The 18,560-nt window shown below is 27.2% G+C and carries 15 protein-coding genes and 1 other RNA gene; 13 read left to right on the top strand and 3 right to left on the bottom strand.

The genetic code is table 11. From position 1 onward, the window contains the following. Positions 1-424: 424 nt before the first annotated feature. The gene (locus Q0Y03_RS12960; protein ID WP_297714226.1) at positions 425-1,471 is read right to left on the bottom strand and encodes a CotS family spore coat protein; all 1,047 of its coding nucleotides are present in this window, start codon (positions 1,469-1,471) and stop codon (positions 425-427) included. A 163-nt stretch (positions 1,472-1,634) separates the two neighbouring features. Here Q0Y03_RS12960 and Q0Y03_RS12955 point away from each other — a divergent pair, with 163 nt between their 5' ends. The 5 genes from Q0Y03_RS12955 to Q0Y03_RS12935 all read left to right on the top strand — a co-directional run bounded on the left by Q0Y03_RS12955 (position 1,635) and on the right by Q0Y03_RS12935 (position 7,471). Next, a complete protein-coding gene (locus Q0Y03_RS12955; RefSeq protein ID WP_297714225.1) occupies positions 1,635-2,663 on the top strand; it encodes a deoxyguanosinetriphosphate triphosphohydrolase in 1,029 nt (342 codons plus the stop codon). A 225-nt stretch (positions 2,664-2,888) separates the two neighbouring features. Then, on the top strand, positions 2,889-4,673 hold the full coding sequence (gene dnaG / locus Q0Y03_RS12950; protein WP_297714224.1) for a DNA primase: 1,785 nt from the start codon (positions 2,889-2,891) through the stop codon (positions 4,671-4,673). An 8-nt stretch (positions 4,674-4,681) separates the two neighbouring features. Continuing rightward, entirely contained in the window at positions 4,682-5,806 is a 1,125-nt protein-coding gene (gene rpoD, locus Q0Y03_RS12945; RefSeq protein WP_297714228.1) for an RNA polymerase sigma factor RpoD, read from the top strand. A 177-nt stretch (positions 5,807-5,983) separates the two neighbouring features. Beyond that, a complete protein-coding gene (locus Q0Y03_RS12940) occupies positions 5,984-6,676 on the top strand; it encodes a class I SAM-dependent methyltransferase (protein WP_297714223.1) in 693 nt (230 codons plus the stop codon). A 9-nt stretch (positions 6,677-6,685) separates the two neighbouring features. Continuing rightward, the gene (locus Q0Y03_RS12935) at positions 6,686-7,471 is read left to right on the top strand and encodes a Nif3-like dinuclear metal center hexameric protein (protein WP_297714222.1); all 786 of its coding nucleotides are present in this window, start codon (positions 6,686-6,688) and stop codon (positions 7,469-7,471) included. A 94-nt stretch (positions 7,472-7,565) separates the two neighbouring features. Here Q0Y03_RS12935 and rnpB read toward each other — a convergent pair. Further along, an RNA gene (gene rnpB, locus Q0Y03_RS12930) (RNase P RNA component class A) lies at positions 7,566-7,935 on the bottom strand. A gap of 46 nt (positions 7,936-7,981) precedes the next feature. Further along, entirely contained in the window at positions 7,982-8,206 is a 225-nt protein-coding gene (locus Q0Y03_RS12925) for a hypothetical protein (protein WP_297714221.1), read from the bottom strand. A 155-nt stretch (positions 8,207-8,361) separates the two neighbouring features. Here Q0Y03_RS12925 and Q0Y03_RS12920 point away from each other — a divergent pair, with 155 nt between their 5' ends. From Q0Y03_RS12920 to malQ, 8 genes are all read left to right on the top strand, one after another. Next, positions 8,362-9,228, top strand: coding sequence for a hypothetical protein (locus Q0Y03_RS12920; RefSeq protein ID WP_297714220.1), 867 nt, complete (start codon positions 8,362-8,364; stop codon positions 9,226-9,228). Between the two features lie 136 nt (positions 9,229-9,364). Beyond that, positions 9,365-11,380, top strand: coding sequence for a molybdopterin-dependent oxidoreductase (locus Q0Y03_RS12915; protein ID WP_297714219.1), 2,016 nt, complete (start codon positions 9,365-9,367; stop codon positions 11,378-11,380). 143 nt (positions 11,381-11,523) lie between these two features. After that, entirely contained in the window at positions 11,524-12,294 is a 771-nt protein-coding gene (locus tag Q0Y03_RS12910; RefSeq protein ID WP_297714218.1) for a DUF2087 domain-containing protein, read from the top strand. Between the two features lie 347 nt (positions 12,295-12,641). Next, positions 12,642-13,127 (top strand): thiol peroxidase, encoded by a 486-nt coding sequence (gene tpx, locus Q0Y03_RS12905; RefSeq protein ID WP_297714217.1) that lies wholly within the window; start codon positions 12,642-12,644, stop codon positions 13,125-13,127. 330 nt (positions 13,128-13,457) lie between these two features. Further along, positions 13,458-14,567 (top strand): sn-glycerol-3-phosphate ABC transporter ATP-binding protein UgpC, encoded by a 1,110-nt coding sequence (gene ugpC, locus Q0Y03_RS12900; RefSeq protein WP_297714216.1) that lies wholly within the window; start codon positions 13,458-13,460, stop codon positions 14,565-14,567. A gap of 25 nt (positions 14,568-14,592) precedes the next feature. Beyond that, positions 14,593-15,534, top strand: a complete 942-nt coding sequence (locus tag Q0Y03_RS12895; RefSeq protein ID WP_297714215.1) for a helix-turn-helix domain-containing protein — start codon at positions 14,593-14,595, stop codon at positions 15,532-15,534. A gap of 203 nt (positions 15,535-15,737) precedes the next feature. Further along, complete coding sequence (locus Q0Y03_RS12890) at positions 15,738-16,751, top strand: LacI family DNA-binding transcriptional regulator (RefSeq protein WP_297714214.1); 1,014 nt, start codon at positions 15,738-15,740, stop codon at positions 16,749-16,751. A 70-nt stretch (positions 16,752-16,821) separates the two neighbouring features. After that, positions 16,822-18,321, top strand: coding sequence for a 4-alpha-glucanotransferase (malQ, locus tag Q0Y03_RS12885; RefSeq protein ID WP_297714213.1), 1,500 nt, complete (start codon positions 16,822-16,824; stop codon positions 18,319-18,321). Positions 18,322-18,560 lie beyond the last annotated feature (239 nt).

Here is an 18,560-nt window from a genome sequence, read left to right as displayed (position 1 = left end):
TGTTAATCGAACTTACACATTCGACGTAAGGAGAAGGTGCTTCCTTTTAAAAGGAAACTCACTCTTCACTATCGCTCAGAGGAGTAAGTTCAGCTAACTAAATTAAAATTTAGAGCTTCACTTAACGGCCAACTTTACTCCATCAATTATTAAATTCTACGGCTTAATTTCAATGTTCCCTCCAAACTAATATTTCATTTTTTCTTTTTCCATGTGTTTGCTTATAACGTCACCTTTATAGTTAATAATTTGGTATATAAAATATATAGCAGAAGTCGTTAACTTTTAAGGTGATAACACGGTAAATTGTATCTTTAAGCTTAAAAGCCAGTGATAAAGAAAAAATTGATTATATTATCGGAAGGAAGATTATATAATCAATTTTTTCGGCATCACGGCATTCAAGCTCTAACGAACAATTTAGTTAAAATTTGACGTTGTAGTAGGTTTGGAATATTTCAATCATGGTATTAATATAATCAAGTTGATCAATTGATCTATTAAGGCCCTTAGTAAATAAGGCAATAAATGAATTTTTATTACATTTATTTATGTTCTTATAATAATCTCTAGATACTTTCCAAAATTTTTGAGGAAAGGCTAAATAGGCTAAAATATATTTTAAATCAGAATCAGTTAAAGTATTAACTTTTAGATAAGTATTAATTATATCTACAGTTAGAGCTGGATTCCAATTTGTAGTTGATCTTTTTAAGAGTCTTCGTAAAAAATAAGCCAAATCATGGGAACAATAGTCCTTTTTGCATTTATCAAAATCTATTATCCAAACATCTTTATTATCTATTAATATATTTTTATTTACGTAGTCACCATGACATAAAGATATATTTAAATTAGAAGTATCTATAGAGGAAGCTATTTCAAGTGAAAGTTTTGCTAGGGATAAGTTACTATCTAAATTATTTAGATATAGCTTGGAAAATTTATCTTTATATGTTGAAGCTAAATTTGCAGTTTCAAGGATATCGTTAAAATGTTTATTTATAGATAAATAGTAGTTTTCTAATCCAACTCTATTTATACTTCCTGGAATTGGTGTAAAGTTTTTAGAACATTTATGTAATTTAGCTAGAGTTTTAATTGAAAGCCTTATATCCGTAAGGGAGTCAAAATTACATTTTTCACCCTGAACCCAAGGCGTTAATATAAATAACATATCTTTATAATAAATAAATCTATTATTATCTATAGAAGGCAATAACTTAGGAACCATTACATTGTTTCTATATAGCCATTCCATTGCAGAGTAGACAAAAAGTAGATTTTCTTCATCGTAGTAAACCTTTTTCAAACAATAATTTTTATTATTAGAAGTTACCTTAAAAACCGCTCTTTGTTTTTCTGTATCTTTAAACTTTACCATAGTAATATCAGCATCTTTCAAAAAAAACTTAGGTAATATATATTTTTTTATATTATCAATATCTATAAGCTTATTATCGTTACTCATTGTAAAACTCCTTGTATAAATTTCTTATTATAATAATATTATGAAAAACATATAAATATACATAGTGATAGAAATGAATTACTATATAATACTTTATTATTAAATATATAAAATAGAGGTTTTTTGAGAAAGATATAGAATAAGTTATTTGGAGGTGAGATAAATGAATATAAGAGAGCGGATAGAAAAAAATGAGAGCTTGACATTAATTTCAGAGGCTATTCATAGTAATAAGAGTAGTGGAAGATTAAGATATGAGGAACCTGATAATATAAGAACATGCTTCATGGTAGATAGAGATAGGATAATTCATTGTAAATCTTTTAGAAGACTCAAACATAAGACTCAAGTATACATACGTACTTTCGGAGATCACTATAGAACTAGGCTAACTCACACTCTAGAAGTAGCGCAAATAGCAAGAACCATTGGTGTAGGAATAGGCTTAAATGAAATGTTAATAGAGGCAATTGCTTTAGGTCATGATTTAGGGCATGTAGCATTTGCTCATAATGGAGAGGAAGTACTTGATAGCTTTTTAGAAAGTGGATTTAGGCATAATGAGCAAAGTGTAAGAATAGTTGAAAAGTTGGAAAGGGATGGAATGGGATTAAATCTAACAAAAGAAGTTATTGATGGTATATTAAATCATAGCGGATTAGTAAATAAAGATAATAATGCAAAAACGTTAGAAGGTAGAATAGTTAAATATAGTGATAAAATAGCATATTTAAATCATGATATTGACGATTCAATTCGAGCAGGACTTTTAATGGAAGAAGATTTACCTAAGGAAGCAATTAATGTTTTAGGAGATAGTCATTCTAAAAGAATTCAAGTTTTAGTTACTGATATGATAAATGAAACACAAAAGAATTTAAAAAATGGAATATACGATATAAAACAAAGTGATGAAGTTAAAGAAGCTATGATAGAACTAAGAAGATATATGTTCTCTGATATATATTTAGGAAATGTATTAAAAGAGGAAAGAGAAAAAGCAAAGTTTATTTTAACTCATGTAATAGAATATTATTATAAACATAGTGAAGAGTTACCAGAGTTATATCAAAAAATATCTGATGAAGAAGGGTTAAAAAGAGGAGTAGCAGATTATATTGCTGGAATGACTGATGATTATTGTCTTTCGATCTTTAATAAAATATATGTGCCAAAGTTTGTAATTTATTAGTAAAAAGTTGTATAATACAGAAAAATTGGGAACAATAAATTTTGTAGAATAAAAAGGATTTTTATAATAGAAATAGAATAAGTAATATTAGGGTAGAATTAAAATAGAAATCCAATAAGAGTGACATACTAAAATAAATTTAATTTAAAAATTAAGAAGGAATTTATAACAATATGTCGAATAATATAGAATGGATAAATATTAGTATAGTAAGGAGGGATCTCCTTGCAGATTTCTGAAGAAATTTTAGAAAAGATAAAATCGCAAAATGACATTGTTGATGTAATTTCAGAAAGGGTTAGACTAAGGAAGTCAGGAAGAAACTTCACAGGACTATGCCCTTTTCATAATGAAAAGACACCATCTTTTTCAGTATCACAAGAAAAGCAAATTTATAAATGTTTTGGATGTGGTGAAGCTGGAAATGTTATTTCTTTTGTTATGAAAGAAAAAAACTTACCTTTTATTGAAGCCGTAAAATATTTGGCAAATAGAGCCAATATTCCTTTAGAAATGAATAATGGAGAAAAGAATCAATCAGTAAAGAAAAAGGATCTGTTCTATAGAATAAATGTTGAAGCAGCAAAATTTTTCTTCTCAAATCTTATGAATAACCAAAATGCAAAAGAATATTTTTTAAATAGAGGCATTAAGGAAGAAACAATTAAAAAGTTTGGCTTAGGCTTTGCTAATGATAGTTGGAATAGCTTAATGTTTTATTTAAGAAAAAAAGGTATTAATGATACTTTATTAGAAGAGACTGGACTTATTTCCGTAAATAAAGAAAAAGGTAGAAAGTATGATAGGTTTAGAAATAGAGTAATGTTCCCAGTGTTTGATTATCAAGGAAAAGTAATTGGATTTGGTGGAAGAGTATTAGATGATTCAAAACCTAAATATTTAAATTCGCCAGAAACTTTAGTATTTCAAAAAGGAACAAATTTATATGGTTTAAATTTTGCTTTAAAGCATAATATGAGTGAAAGGTATTTTGTAATTGTTGAAGGATATATGGATCTAATATCTTTACATCAATATGGTATTACTAATGTAGTAGCATCATTAGGAACTGCACTTACTATCAACCAAGCTAGACTGCTAAAAAGATATGCTGATAAAGTTATAATTTCATATGATGCAGATATGGCAGGACAAATGGCTACTTTAAGAGGACTAGAAATATTAAGGACTGCTGGGTTTGATGTTAGAGTGTTGAATATTCCACAAGGAAAAGATCCAGATGAATATGTGCGTAGTAATGGAAAAGAAGCGTTTTTAAAATTGATTAATTCTGCAGAGCCTTTAATTGATTATAGAATGAAAAAAGCAGAAGAAGGAATTGATTTTAAAAACAGTCAATCTTTAATATTGTATGCAAAAAGAATGATGGAAATTATTTCGGACTTGGATCCAGTGGAAAAAGATGTTTATATAAAAAAAGCATCTGAAAATACGGGTATAAAAGAACAAACTCTATATGATATTCTCAAAAGTAAGATGAAAGATAATAGAGAAAATAATTTTAGGAATAATAAGGAAGAAGATAGGTCAAAATTATATGTAGAACCAGGATTTTTAAAGGCAGAAAGAGCAATTTTGAAAATTATGTTAGAAAATAAGGAATATCTACAGTATATAGAGGAAAGGATATCAGAAAACGACTTTATTTTGCTAGAACATAAAGAAATTTTCACTGTTATTATGTTAGCTAAAGGGGAAAATATAAATAATATAGATTCATTTATAGAGTCAAAGCTAAACAATACAAAATCTATTGGAGAATTAGTCAAAATTAGAGATGAGAATATATTCTTTGCAGATGATGTTAAAGTTCAAATTAATGATTTCATTAATGAAATACATTCATATAAATTAAAGCAAAGAATAGATCAACTAAGAAAAGAACAAAAAGAGCTTGAAAACCAAGGTAAAATTGAAGAATCTATAAAATTAGCCATAGAGTTAGCAAGTATTACTAAAAGGTTGAAAGAAAGCAAGAGAGTATTATAGTTGGTCATATAACGAAAGGAGGTAGTCAGCTAGTGGAAGAAAAAACAAAAGTAAATAAGTCTAAGGATAGTCAAGATAGAAATAATAAAATGAATATTGTTAAGAACCTACTTGATAAAGGTAAAAAAAATGGGGTATTAACATATCAAGAAATATTAGATGAGGTAGAAAATATAGATCTAAGTCCAGAGCAAATTGAAAAAATCTATGAAGTTTTAGAATCAATGGGAATAGAAGTTCAAGGTGTGGCTAATGATATTGATATCGTTGAAGAGGAAATAGATTTATCAGTACCAGAGGGAATTGCAATTGATGACCCTGTTAGAATGTACTTAAAGGAAATAGGAAAAGTACCTTTATTATCTTCTGAAGAAGAAATGGAGCTTGCAAAACAAATTGAGGAGGGAAGTCAGTATGCTAAGAAAAAGCTTGCTGAAGCAAACCTTAGACTTGTTGTAAGTATAGCTAAAAGATATGTTGGTAGAGGGATGTTATTCTTAGACTTAATTCAAGAAGGAAATCTTGGCTTAATAAAAGCTGTAGAAAAGTTTGATTTTAGAAAAGGATTTAAATTTTCAACTTATGCTACATGGTGGATAAGACAAGCGATTACAAGAGCCATAGCTGATCAGGCTAGAACTATTAGAATACCGGTTCATATGGTAGAAACAATAAATAAATTAATAAGAGTACAAAGACAATTATTACAAGAGTTAGGAAGAGATCCATTCCCAGAAGAAATTTCTAAAGTAATGGATTTACCAGTAGAAAAGGTTAGAGAAATTCAAAAAATAGCACAAGAGCCTGTTTCTTTAGAAACACCTATAGGAGAGGAAGAAGATTCTCATTTAGGAGACTTTATTCCAGATGATGATGCACCTGCACCAGCAGAAGCAGCAGCATTTACAATGCTAAAAGAACAATTAATAAATGTATTAGATACTCTAACTCCAAGAGAAGAGAAAGTACTAAGATTAAGATTTGGTTTAGATGATGGAAGAGCTAGAACTCTTGAAGAAGTTGGTAAAGAATTTAATGTAACAAGAGAGAGAATTAGGCAGATTGAAGCTAAAGCATTGAGAAAGCTTAGACACCCATCTAGAAGTAAAAAGCTAAAAGATTACTTAGATTAGTGAATTAGCACCAACATTGGTGCTAATTTTTGCATTAGTATATAATATATTAATTAAATAAATTTTATAAAATAGCATAACTTAATAAGGTTAATATAAATTATAGAAAAAATAATTATATAATTGTTATTTTTATAATAGCAAAAGATAAATAATTATAATATAGAGGTAGTTAAAATGGATGTTAGTAAAAGAATTGAATTTATAATCGAAAATTTAGAGAAAGTTAATACAATTGCAGATATAGGTACTGATCATGGATATGTTCCATTAATAGCATTAGAAAGAGAACTTTGTGAAAAAGCAATTGCTTGTGATATTAATAAGGATCCGTTAGATAAGGCAAGACTTAATGCTGTTTTAGAAGGAATTGGAGATGAACTTGAATTTAGATTAGGTGGGGGATTTGAACCACTTAATGTAAGTGAGGCAAACGAAGTTGTTATAGCTGGAATGGGAGGAAATTTAATAAGAGATATATTAGAAGCTGATATAGAAAAAGTAAAATCAGTTGATTATTTAATTTTAGTGCCAGCCCAAAATCCAGAAGTATTAAGAGAGTATTTATATACAAATAATTATGAGATTATAAAAGAAGATTTATGTTTTGATGAAGGAATATATTATGAGTTATTTAAAGTAAGAAGCGTTGAAGGAAATGTAACTGAATTAGATAGTATATACTATGAAATAAGTCCTATGTTATTAAGAAGTAAAAATCCATTAATGAAAGATTATCTACAATTTAAATTAGATGAATACAATAGAATTTTAGGGTTTATAACAGAAGTTACTGTAAGTGCAAATAAGAGAAGAGAAGAGATAAAAGAAAAGATAAGTATAATTACTTCAATGTTAAATTATTTGTAAGGTGATTTTATGAGAATAGTAAATGATATAATTAAAGAAATGGAATCTTTAGCTCCAAGTTATTTAAAGGAAGACTTTGATAATGTAGGGTTAATGATAGGTGACAGAAATAAAACAGTTAATAAGGTACTATTAGCTTTAGATTGTACATTAAAGGTTATAGAAGAAGCTAAGAGAGAAGATGTTGATTTAATAATAACTCACCATCCTCTAATTTTTAGGAAACCAAGCAATATAACTACTGATACATTACAGGGGAAAAAGATTATAGAACTTATAAAAAATGATATTTCATTATATTCAAGTCATACTAATTTAGATTCTGCTATAAATGGTTTAAATCATACTATAGTTTCTATATTGGGATTTGAAGAGTCTACTGTATTAGAAAAAAATAAAACTGTAAGTAGTGCGGGACTTGGTAGAATAGTAAAGTTAGACAAAGAAGTTAAATTAGAAAACTTAATAGAACAAGTTAAGAAAAAATTAAATATAAGTAATTTAAGAGTTGTTAAAGGTAATGATACAGTTTCTAAAATTGCAATAATAAATGGTAGTGGTCAAGATTTTATAGCTAAGGCTATGAATTTAGGGGTAGATACAGTGATTACTGGAGATACTACATATCATTTTGCTTCTGATTATAAAGAAATGGGTATAAATATACTTGATGTTGGGCATTTTTCATCAGAGCAAATTGTATTCTTTAATGTTATGAAGCAAATAGAGAGTAAATTTAATGATATAGTATTTATAGAATCAAAGGTTGAAGAAGATCCATTTACATTTGAATAGAAAATAATAGAATATAAAACACTAGATATTAATTTAGTGTTTTATTTTTAAATAAAAAAAGAAAAACATTAGGCTTAAACCTAATGTTTTTCATGTTGCGAGATGATCCGTAAGCGGAGTTCTGTATTAAGCAATCATCTATCTAGGCTTACTGTTGCCAGTAAGCTCAAGCGACACACCACATGGCGGGACGGGCAATCCCATAATGCCATTACTCGGTCTTGCTCCAGGTGGGGTTTACATAGCCATGATGTCACCACCATACTGGTGAGCTCTTACCTCGCCTTTCCACCCTTACCAGTCACAAAAGTGAACTCAGTTAAATAATATAACTTCTGGCGGTATATCTCTGTTGCACTATCCTTCAAGTCGCCTTGACTGGCCGTTAACCAGCACCCTGCCCTATGGAGCTCCGACTTTCCTCTCCTAACTTAAAAGCTAGCAGCGATTGCATGTATCACTCGCAGAATTTATAATAACATATATTTTTACATATTACAAATAGTTTTTTTAAACAAAGGATAAAATAATAAACAACATTATAATTATTATCCAGCTATAGATGCCTATTCCAGAAAATAATAAAGTTATTCCTATAAGTATTAATATGCATATACGTGCTCTAGGATTAGGACATGATGGCTGTTTAGGTCTTGCTGAAGGTGTTTTAATTGCACATATTATATCATTAACGGTTGCTCTAAAGACTTTACCCCAATCTGTTTTTTTTGACATTATTTCAACTCCAGAAATTATTATTATTATAATATATGCATTTATAATAAGATAAAGTAATAAATTTTTAAGTATGTATTTTAGTAAAAATAAAGTCTCACTAATAATTAAATAAGTATATAATAAAATATGAACATAGGATAAGGAGAGAATAAGTGAGACATAGTAGGTCATTTAAAAAAAGCAATATTGATTTGGAAGATGATAATGAGAAAGAAAGATATTTTGAGCTTAGTGAGGATGACTTGAGAGAGTTATCACTATTAAATAATGCATTAATCTCAATATATTTATTTGTAATATCAGATATAATATTTTATGATTCTACTATTAATGCAATTGGAAATATAGTTAACAAAAACGATAATCAAAGAATAATTGCGGAAGTAGAAGCAATTGAATCCGGTTACTTAGAACTGATATCAAAGTTAATATTAATAAATGTTGATATATCTAGATACAATCATTTATATAAAAAATTTATAAATGGGAAAAAAGAAGATTTATTAAAACCAGAGATAGATATAACAATAGGAGATGGATTTCAAATATTAACATACTTTTTTATTGTTATTGGATTTGTAGGCACTTATAAAGTAAATAAGATAAAAAATATTTCTATAGATGATAGCAAAGAATTATCATTATTACTTTCACAGTTAGATGGTATAAATATAAGGTTTTATGCAGATTATCTTGCATATATAAGTATTTTAGAGAGTATACAATTAGTTTACAATAAGTACCAAAAGAATAAAAATATAAAAGTAAATCCTGATATTCCTGCAATTCAATCCGCCATTTGCTATTTTTTATCTAGAGTTATACTTGCTAATGTAGCTTTTACTAGGTATGATGAATTATATAAGAAATATGGAGAAACACAGTATAAGGGTTTATTGCAACCTAATGCATCTATAAATGTTGGAAATATTTTTGGTGTAATAGGTTGTATTTATATATTATTAGGATTTATGGAACGGTACGAGAGAAATATCAATGGACCTGTATTTGGTATATAGAGTTAAAATAGGGTAACTCAAAAACTGATGTTAAATATTGGTGTTTTGAGTTATCATCTTTTTTTTAGTTGTTAATAAATTAATTAAATCTCTAATTTCCAGTTTATCTAAAAAATATTAGCAAAGAGGTAGAAAAATGAAGAAGTTAAGTCATGGATGTACATTAGATTGTGCTGATTGTTGTAAGTTTAATGTTTATGTAGAAGATAATAAAATTATTAAAATTGAAGGTGATAAAGATCATCCTTATACAAAAGGATTTATATGTAAAAAAGGTTTAGCTCATTTAGATAGATTAAATCATAAAGATAGAATATATAAACCACTTTTAAAAGAAGAGGGACATTGGAAAGAGATATCTTTTAATGAAGCTATAGATATTATGGCTGAAAAGTTAAATTTATATAAAAAGGAATTTGGCAGTAAATCTATTCTTTATTATGAGCAGTATGGAAATGGATCTCTTTTAAAGAGTATTGGAGAAAAATTTTTAAACTTTTATGGTGGAGCTAGTTTAGCTAAAGGAGGACCATGTTGGAGTGCTGGGATAGCAGCTCAAAAATTAGATTTTGGTGAATCTAAAAGCCATTCATTAGAAGATATGTTACATAGTAAAAATATTTTTATATGGGGTAAAAATCCAGCTAATACTACAATACATACTATGCAAATGATTAGAAAGGCAAAAGCAAATGGAAGTAAAATTATAGTTATAGACCCCATTGAAACGGCAAGTGCTAAATTAGCAGATATATATATAAGAGTTAATGTAAATGGAGATTTACCATTAGCTCTTGCTATGGCAAAAGTAATAATAGATGAAAGTATTTATGATCAAGAGTATATTGATAAATTTGTTAATGGATTTGATGATTATAAGAAGTATGTATTATCATTAGAAATGCAAGATTTAAGTGATGCTAGTGGAGTGGCTATAGAGGATATTATAAAATTAGCAAAATTATATGGTGAAAAATATTCTACTATACTATTAGGTTTTGGAATGCAGAAGTATAAAAATGGAGGAAATACTATTAGAGCAATAGATGCATTAGGAGCTATTACAGGACAAATAGGGTTTAGTGGTGGTGGAATAAATTATGCAAATAAAGTATATCCTAAGATATTGAACTCAGATCCTTATAATAGTGAAAAATTTGCAAATAATAGATATTTTTATACTAATGAAATAAGTGATTTTATAGATAGTTGTAATAATGGAAAAACATATTATAAAGATAGTATTTTTATAAATGATAATAATATTAATAATAGTATTGAGCTTGATATACCAATAAAAATGGCAATAATCACAAAAAGCAATATTTTAAATCAGCTTGCAAATTTAAATAAATTAAAGGAAAGCTTATCTAAAGTTGAATTTAAGGTTTGTTTTGATATGTTTATGACTGATACAGCTAAAGAATGTGATTTGTTTATTCCTACAACAAATACATTAGAAAGTGAAGATTTATTATTTAGTTCAATGATGAATCCATATTTAGTTTATAATGAAAAATTAGTAGATATTGATGAAAAGTTAATGGATGAGTATTATTTCTTTATGGAATTAGCAAAAAGACTAAACATAAATGAATATCCTTTCGTAGATAAAGAATCTTATTTAGAAAAAGTAATAGAACCGTTAAATGATAAATTTAAAAATATTAGCTTAGACTTTATTAAGGATAATTATATTACTATTCACAATAGTATTGCATGGGAAGATAAGAAGTTCTTAACTAACAGTGGTAAGTTTGAGATATTAAAATGTGATGGATTAAAATATAAAAGAAATGATTTAGATAAAATAAAAAAAGAAAAACTTTTTAGGTTATTAACTAACCATGGAAGAGATAGTTTATCAAGTCAACACTTTATGGATGAAGTTAATATTGCAAAAGCTTATATAAATAGCAGAATGGTCAATGAATTAGAATTGCAAGAAAATGAGATAGTAAGTTTAAAATCAAATAATGGAGAAATAAAGGTTCAAATTGTGATAGATGATTCTGTTAGTGACTATGTTGTAATGATGTATGTAGGTTGGTGGGAAAAGCATGGAAATCCTAATTATCTTACTAATAGTGGCGCATCTGATATAGGTGGACAAATAACTTATAATGAAACCTTTGTAAATATAATAAAATAATGTTTAAAAGACTAGGTTAACTAGTCTTTATTTTTTTATTTAAAGACATTCAGCAAACAAAAATAAAAAAAGTTTATGAATAAATAGACAAATATAAAATATATCTATATAATATTATTAAGGGAATGAAAGGAGTTGAAAAAATGAGTAATGATAATAAAAATGAATTTTGGAATTCAAGTATAGAAAATATTAAGAGTGGATATGTAGAACGTAAAGATCAGTATAAATGTTTAATTTGTGATGAAATATTTATAAAAGGAAGAATTTATGAGATAGATTCATATTTATATGATGCAAAGAAGGCAATAGAGCTTCATATAAAAAATACTCATAATTCTATGTTAAATTATTTATTAAATATGAATACAGCATATACAGGAATAACAGAAGTGCAAAGAGAGCTAATAGTTTTAATTGCACAAGGATTAAATGATAAAGAAATAGCAAGCAAATTAGGTGTTGCTGCATCTACAGTAAGAAATCATAGATATAAATTGAGAGAAAAAGAAAAACAGGCAAAATTATTTTTAGCTATGATGGATTTATTATCTGAAAATACAAGTAAAAGTATTTCTAAAATGGATAATCAGGAGATATGTGATGCTCATAATAGTGCAACTACTTTAGATGATAGATATAATATTACAGATAAAGAAAAGGTTCAGACAATTAAAAATTATATGACTGAAGAAGGTGCTCTTAAAAATTTCCCTTCTAAAGAGAAAAAGAAAATCATAATTTTAGAGGAAATAATGAAGAACTTTTCAAGAGGAAAAATTTATTCGGAAAAAGATATAAATAAAACATTAAAGAGAATATATGATGATAATGCAACAATAAGAAGATATTTAATTGAATATGGTTTCTTAGATAGATCAAAAGATTGTAGTAAATATTGGGTAAAAGAATAGTTGTAAGGTATTTAAAAGGGAGTAATAAATATGAGGCAAACTTTAGTAAACAATAAATATAAAAAATATACTGAAATGAATAACTTTGAAAAACAGTTAGCATTTAAGTTTGTTAATAACAATAATAAAGAGAGGATTTTGTAAATAGAGTATCATAAGTTATTGGGTTGAATTATAACAAATGTAAAATAAAAGTCAAAGATGTAATTAGAATGTTTTTGGCTTTTATTTATTTAGAAGCAGAGGTAATTAAAAATATTAATCTTGGGAAATATATTAATGTATTATTTAAGTGAGATTATAAATTGGAATTTAGTTAATTTAACTTTATAGAAGGAGGGAACCAAATGAAAATAACATTTAATGGTGATCCAATCACTCTTGTAGAAAATCAAGTAAAGGTAGGAGATACTGCACCAGATTTTTTAGTTGTGGATAATACTTTAAAGGATTTAACATTAGGTGATACAAATGGAAAAAGAATATTTGTAACAGTACCGTCTTTAGATACTTCAGTTTGCGATATGGAGGTAAGAAAGTTTAATGAAGAGGCTTCAAAGCTTGAGGATGTTACAGTTTATGTAGTGTCTATGGATTTACCTTTTGCACAAGTAAGATGGTGTGGAAATGCTGGAGTAGATATAGTGAAAACGGTTTCAGACTATAAGCAAAAGAGTTTTGGTAAAAATTATGGAGCATTGATTGAAGAATTTTGTTTTTTAACAAGAGCTATATTTGTAGTAGATGAAAATAATAAGATTACATACGTTGAATATTGTAAAGATGTTATAAATGAACCAGATTATGAAAGTGCTTTAAATGCTGTAAAATAAATTTTATTATATAGAGGTTTATATAATAACTAATATTAGAATAATTTAATAACTCATAAGGGGAATTTTTTAGTTATATTAAATAAGTATGAATGTAACTTAAATTTAAAATGATTTCTTATGAGTTATTTTTTGAAAAGATTTATTGTTTAATAAGTGGAAATTATCTAAAGATATAGCATAATAAAAGTGGATATAAATATAAATTCTTTATTTAGATAATATTACAAAAAAAAAGTAGTATATTTGGAAATATTGCATATGGCTGAAAACAGTTACAAGGTGTACAATAAATATATCAAGTGAAGTTAATTTATGGGAGGAATAAAAATGGCAAATTTATCATTACAACATATTTATAAAATATATCAAGGTGACGTAACAGCAGTTAAGGATTTTAATTTAGAAATTGAGGATAAAGAATTTATTGTATTCGTTGGACCATCAGGATGTGGTAAATCAACAACATTAAGAATGATTGCAGGGCTTGAGGATATATCAAAAGGTGAATTATACATTGGGGACAAGCTAGTAAACGACGTAGAGCCTAAAGAAAGAGATATAGCAATGGTTTTCCAAAACTACGCATTATATCCACATATGACGGTTTTTGATAATATGGCATTTGCTTTAAAGTTAAGAAAGGTTCCAAAAGCTGAAATAGAACAAAAGGTTACAGAAGCAGCAAAGATTCTAGATATTGAACATTTATTAAAGAGAAAACCAAAGGCATTATCTGGAGGTCAAAGACAAAGAGTTGCTTTAGGAAGAGCTATTGTTAGACATCCAAAAGTATTCTTAATGGACGAACCTTTATCAAACTTAGATGCTAAGTTAAGAGTTCAAATGAGAACTGAAATTATAAAATTATATAGAAAATTACAAACTACATTTATATATGTAACACATGACCAAGTAGAAGCTATGACAATGGGTACTAGAATAGTTGTTATGAAAGATGGTGTTATTCAACAAGTTGATTCACCACAAAATATTTATAATTATCCTGCAAATCTTTTCGTTGCTGGATTTATTGGAAGTCCACAAATGAACTTCTTAGAAGGTAAAGTTGAAAAAGAAGGAAATGAAGTTGTTGCAGTATTTGGAGATAACAAAATAGTATTTCCTAAAGAAAAGGCTCAAACTTTAGTTAAAGAAGGATATGTTGGAAAGTCTGTAACATTAGGTATAAGACCAGAGCATTTAAGTGATGATGCAGAACTTATTGAAGCAAATCCAAATAGTATAGTTAAGGGACACGTTGAAGTTATAGAACTTATGGGAGCAGAAAGTTATATTTATACTAGATGTGGAAAAGATCCATTAAATGTAAGAGTTGAAGGAACAACTAACTTAAAAATTGGAGAAGTTGCAAAACTTCATTTAAGAGCAGAAAAGTTACATGTATTTGATAAAGAAACAGAAATAAGAGTTGTATAATAATTAACTTTCTGGAGGAGATATTGTGAAGTGTATTGAGAAACTGGTAAATGAAATATATATGAGTTGTAAAATACCTTTTCAATTAATAATTAATGAAGTTGGAGAATTTTCCACGCCGAAATTTGATTTAGGACAAGATTGTATAGAAAAATATTTTTGTTATAATAACACTGGGTGTTGCATAAGAATAAATGCAGCACTCAGTGTTGCAATTAATTTACTACAATTTTGTATAGAAGAAAAATTAAAGAATGTATACTTAAATAGAAATAGTATAATTTCATTATTATTAACTGGGAAGGAAGTAGATGATGAAGTAATAAAAGCAAGTTGGCCAATTATTACAAAAGAGTTTAAGTTAATTAATATATATGTAGATAATTATACTGATGAATTATTGTCATATATTAAGCAGGTTTATTTAGACAGTGATATTGAAATATTATTTTATAATGGTAGTATACTTATGATTGGTAGCTTTGAGGATGTATTAGAGCATGCACAAAGTATAAAGGATACCATAGAAAGTATAGTATCAGGAAAATGTTACATAAGTTATTGTGAAGTTGATAATTACTTCAAAATAAAAAAATATTATGAAGATACTTGCTATAAAATTCAATTAGCAATTAAATATAATATTATTGAAAGTATCTTTGATTCAGATAAACTTATATTAGAAGGAATAATAGATTCTGTATCAGATAAGATGAAACAGGATATTTATGATAAATTTAAAAATGGTATATCAAAATTAGATAATGAAATGATTAGAACTATGGAAGTATTTTTTAAACGTGGATTAAATATAAGTGAAGCAGCTAAAGAATTATATATTCATAGAAATACTTTAATATATAGATTAGATAAAATTCAGAAGTATACCAATTATGATATAAGGAATTTTAATGAAGCAGTATTGTTAAAAATAATTTTCTTTATTTGGAAAGAAAAAAATACTTGAAAATGTTTTCGAAATGATGTATAATAGTATCGGAAACGATACCAACACACTTAAGCAAAGAAGAAGTTTTTTATATTTCTTCAGTTTCTACCAAGATTTTTAGTACTGGAATCTTGGTAGAAAAAATTTTTAGGAAAAACGGAAACGATACCGAAAATATGTTTATATTGAAGAAATTTTATTATATTAAGGGAGTTTTTTATATGAATATAAGAGATATTGCAAGGATTTCAGGAGTGGGAGTTAGTACTGTATCACGTGTACTAAACAATCATCCTGATGTAAAAGAAAGTACTCGTGAAAATGTTTTGCGTGTAATAAAAGAAAGTAATTATGTACCCAATAACAGTGCAAGAATATTGAAGCAAAATAATACTAAAAATATAGGAGTTTTAGTTAAAGGGGTTTTTAATCCATTTTTTTCTGAGTTAATAAATGTTATAGGAAATAAAATAAACGAACATAAATATACAATGATACTTCAACAAAATGATTATGTATTAGAACAAGAAGTTGAAAATATCATTTCATTTGTAAAGGAAAAGAGACTTCAAGGAATAATATGCCTAGGAGGAAACTTTGTAGATTTAGGTGAAGATAGTTTTAAAAATATTGATGTTCCTGTTATTTTAACATCTGTTAATACATTATCACCATTAGGTAAAGATAAATATTCTACAGTTGGAATTGATAATTTACAATCTGCATATGATGCAACAGATTACTTAATAAAAAAAGGACATAAAAATATAGCTTTAATGATTGGTGAAGAAAATGACTTTTGTGTTAGTTGGTGGAGATATAAGGGATATGTTAAAGCTCTACAAGAAAATAATATTGAACTTAATGACGATAATCTCATTATAGGGGATTATGATAGTAAAATTGCATATGAAGTAACTATGGAGCTTTTAAAAAAACGTAAAGATATTACAGCTATTTTTGCAATTTCTGATTTTATGGCAATGGGTGTAGCTAAAGCAGTAACAGATAGTGGATTAACTGTTGGAAAAGATATATCAATAGTTGGGTTTGATGGTATGGATGTAAGTTGTTATTATAACCCTGGCATTACTACTATAAAACAGCCAAAGGAAGAAATGGCAATAAAAAGCGTAGAACTTCTATTTGATCTGTTAAAAAATAAATGTGAAAATCAACATATTTTGTTGGATACAGAGCTAATAGAAAGAGAATCTTGTTCAGATTTAAATTAATTAGAAGTATTTAGTGTGTATAAAATAGTTTATATAATAAAATATATTGTTATAAAAGGAGTAGAGGTATATGGAAAGAAGTGCAGGAGTTATAATGCATATTGCATCATTACCAGGAAAATTTGGTATTGGAACATTTGGAAAAGAAGCATATGAATATGTAGAGTTTTTATTTAAGTCAGGATTAAAGTATTGGCAAATACTACCTTTAGGACAAACAGGATATGGTGACTCTCCATATCAATCATTTTCAGCATTTGCTGGGAATCCATATTTTATTGATTTTGATATTTTAAATAATGAAGGGCTTTTAAATAAAGATGAATATATTAATGAAAATTATGGAGATAATTCTGAGTATATAGATTATGGTCTTTTATTTAATGTTAAATATAACGTATTAAGAAGAGCATATAACAATTTTAAAAGTATAGATAATGTATCTTTAAAGGAAGAGTTTGATAATTTTATTAAAGATAGTAAAGAGTGGCTAGATGACTATTCTTTATATATGGCGATTAAAGGAAAATTTAATCTTGTAAGTTGGCAAGAGTGGGATGACGATATAAAGAAGAGAGAGCCTGAAGTAGTAGAAAGATATAGACAAGAACTAGCTGATGAAATTACATTCTGGTCATTTATCCAATTTATGTTCTTTAAGCAATGGAATAAATTAAAAACTTATGCAAATGAAAAGGGTATAGAAATTATAGGAGATATGCCAATTTATGTAGCTGAAGATAGTGCTGATGTTTGGAGTAATCCAGAAGCATACTTAATTGATAAAGATACTTTAAAACCTATTTCGGTTGCAGGATGTCCGCCAGATGCATTTTCAGAAACAGGGCAATTATGGGGTAACCCTTTATATGATTGGGGTTATATGGAGAAAAGAGGTTATAAATGGTGGATAAAGAGAGTTGAAGAAAGCTTAAAGCTTTATGATGTTGTAAGAATAGACCACTTTAGAGGATTTGAAAGTTATTGGGAAATACCTTATGGTGAAGAAACGGCTATAAATGGTAAATGGGTAAAAGGTCCAGGAATTAAGTTGTTTAATGCTATTAGAGAAAAGCTAGGTGAAATTAATGTTATAGCTGAAGATTTAGGATTTTTAACAGATGAGGTTAAAGACTTCTTAGAAGAAAGCAAATTCCCAGGGATGAAGGTATTACAATTTGCATTTGATTCTAGAGAAGAAAGTAATTATTTACCTCATACTTATACAAATAATTGTATAGCATATACAGGAACTCATGATAATGATACATTCCGCGGATGGTTCGAAGTAACAGGAAGTAAGTCAGATATAGAGTACTGCAGAGAATATTTAGCTTTATCTGAAGAAGAAGGTTATAATTGGGGATTTATAAGAGGGGTATGGAGCAGTGTAGCTGATGTATCAGTTGCATTAATGCAGGATTTTTTAAATTTAGGCAATGAGACAAGGGTGAATTTCCCATCAACATTAGGTGATAATTGGAAATGGAGAGCTAAAGAGGGTAGCTATACAACTGAATTAGCAAATAAGATATATAGATATAATAAAGTATATAGAAGATGTAAATAGAATAAAAGGCTATTGCTAAAAGATGCAATAGCCTTTTTATAAGAAGTACAATTGAATTTTAAACAAAATAAGTTGTTTAACAATTATAATTTTGAATTTTATTATGCGAATCAATATTTAAAATTTTAATAAAAAAAGAAACATTGCAATAAAAATTAGTTAGAATTAAAGTATGAAAAAAGAAACAATTCTTAAACTAATTGAATTATATTGCTATGTTTCTGCTATCTATGATAGCA

The sequence above is a fragment of the Clostridium sp. genome, from assembly GCF_026168755.1.
GTDB lineage: Bacteria > Bacillota > Clostridia > Clostridiales > Clostridiaceae > Clostridium.
Note: the sequence above shows the minus strand (reverse complement) of the source record. Positions and strands in the feature narration are given on the sequence as shown.

What these genes read in the sequence shown, in the direction of transcription:
- Q0Y03_RS12890 (WP_297714214.1), top strand. Translation starts at nt 15,738, where the DNA reads ATGAATATAAGAGATATTGCAAGGATTTCAGGAGTGGGAGTTAGTACT.
- Q0Y03_RS12910 (WP_297714218.1), top strand. Translation starts at nt 11,524, where the DNA reads ATGAGTAATGATAATAAAAATGAATTTTGGAATTCAAGTATAGAAAAT.
- Q0Y03_RS12960 (WP_297714226.1), bottom strand. Translation starts at nt 1,471, where the DNA reads ATGAGTAACGATAATAAGCTTATAGATATTGATAATATAAAAAAATAT.
- malQ (WP_297714213.1), top strand. Translation starts at nt 16,822, where the DNA reads ATGGAAAGAAGTGCAGGAGTTATAATGCATATTGCATCATTACCAGGA.
- Q0Y03_RS12935 (WP_297714222.1), top strand. Translation starts at nt 6,686, where the DNA reads ATGAGAATAGTAAATGATATAATTAAAGAAATGGAATCTTTAGCTCCA.
- Q0Y03_RS12940 (WP_297714223.1), top strand. Translation starts at nt 5,984, where the DNA reads ATGGATGTTAGTAAAAGAATTGAATTTATAATCGAAAATTTAGAGAAA.
- Q0Y03_RS12915 (WP_297714219.1), top strand. Translation starts at nt 9,365, where the DNA reads ATGAAGAAGTTAAGTCATGGATGTACATTAGATTGTGCTGATTGTTGT.
- Q0Y03_RS12925 (WP_297714221.1), bottom strand. Translation starts at nt 8,206, where the DNA reads ATGTCAAAAAAAACAGATTGGGGTAAAGTCTTTAGAGCAACCGTTAAT.
- Q0Y03_RS12955 (WP_297714225.1), top strand. Translation starts at nt 1,635, where the DNA reads ATGAATATAAGAGAGCGGATAGAAAAAAATGAGAGCTTGACATTAATT.
- ugpC (WP_297714216.1), top strand. Translation starts at nt 13,458, where the DNA reads ATGGCAAATTTATCATTACAACATATTTATAAAATATATCAAGGTGAC.
- tpx (WP_297714217.1), top strand. Translation starts at nt 12,642, where the DNA reads ATGAAAATAACATTTAATGGTGATCCAATCACTCTTGTAGAAAATCAA.